Annotated in this window: 1 pseudogene; it reads left to right on the top strand. The window is 73.9% G+C overall.

Features of this window, described 5'->3' with window-relative positions:
- Positions 1 to 234 (top strand): annotated as a pseudogene (locus J8I82_RS38160) (NADH:ubiquinone oxidoreductase subunit N); the annotation flags it as partial.
- Positions 235 to 253 lie beyond the last annotated feature (19 nt).

Raw genomic sequence — 253 nt, 5'->3', positions numbered from 1 at the left:
GTGCTGGCGGTGGTGGCGGTGCTGCTGTCGCTGATCGGCGCCTTCTACTACCTCCGTGTCGTCAAGGCGATGTACTTCGACGATGCCGAGGCCACGGCACCGTTGCTGCCGACCGGCGGCGGCGTGCGCGCGCTGCTGGCCGCCAACGGCGCCGCGGTGCTGCTGTTCGGGCTGCTGCCGGGCGGGCTGATGGGCTGGTGCGCCGACGCGGTGCGCCTGGCGCTGGCCAGCTGACCGGGCGGCCCGCGATGCA

The organism is Cupriavidus consociatus, assembly GCF_017814975.1.
Lineage (GTDB): Bacteria > Pseudomonadota > Gammaproteobacteria > Burkholderiales > Burkholderiaceae > Cupriavidus > Cupriavidus consociatus.
Note: the sequence above shows the minus strand (reverse complement) of the source record. Positions and strands in the feature narration are given on the sequence as shown.